General features: G+C 58.9%; 1 protein-coding gene. It reads left to right on the forward strand.

Annotated elements, in window-relative coordinates:
* Positions 1–610 (forward strand): FAD-binding oxidoreductase (locus AC1D0P_RS26465; RefSeq protein ID WP_477679445.1); only part of this gene is annotated, 610 nt, incomplete at its 5' end.
* Positions 611–756 lie beyond the last annotated feature (146 nt).

Consider the following 756-nt stretch of genomic DNA (forward strand, 5'->3'; position numbering starts at 1 on the left):
CCGTAATCCGTACAAGGGTGGCCGAATCCCCGATTATGTGCTCCTCCCCGAAATCACGCTCAGCTGGCAGCCGCGCGACGGCGAGCTGTCGCTCGACGCCGTGCTGGAAAGCGTGCTTGCCGAGATGTTTGAGGATGAAAGCGGACTGCTTGCCGACGCCTTCATCGGCCCGCCGACGGAAATGTGGTTGTTGCGGCACGCCCTGTCGGAGGGCGTAAAACATAGCGGACGATTGATCGCATTCGATCTATCTTTCCGCCGCGGCGACATCATGGCTTTCTGCGACCATGTGAAGGTGGAAGTGCCGAAGACGTTTCCTCAAGTGACTGTCTGCGACTTCGGCCATATCGGCGATGGCGGCGTGCATTTCAACCTCGTCATCGACAAGGATTCACTCGATGCCGCCGATCCGGATTTCGAAAAGCGGCTGCGCGATTGGGTGTTTTCAATCGCGGTCGAGACATTCGGCGGCAGCTTCAGCGCCGAACACGGCATCGGCCGGAAGAACCAGGCCTATTACGATCTCTATACCGTGCAACCGATCAGAACGCTGGCAGCCGGGCTGAAGGCGATCACATCGCCCGGCCCGCTCGGCAGCATCCGTTTCTAGCTCATTCAGAACAGGAGTTTTCGCATGAATATTGCAGTCAAGCAGATCAATGTGCCGGCCGAAACGGCAGCACTTCTCGAAAAGCTCGGCGTCGACAAGGCGCTCTATACCGGCGGCGACATGGCCTCTTACTCGCCGGTGACGGG

It is taken from the genome of Polaromonas sp. P1_G2, from assembly GCF_056405515.1.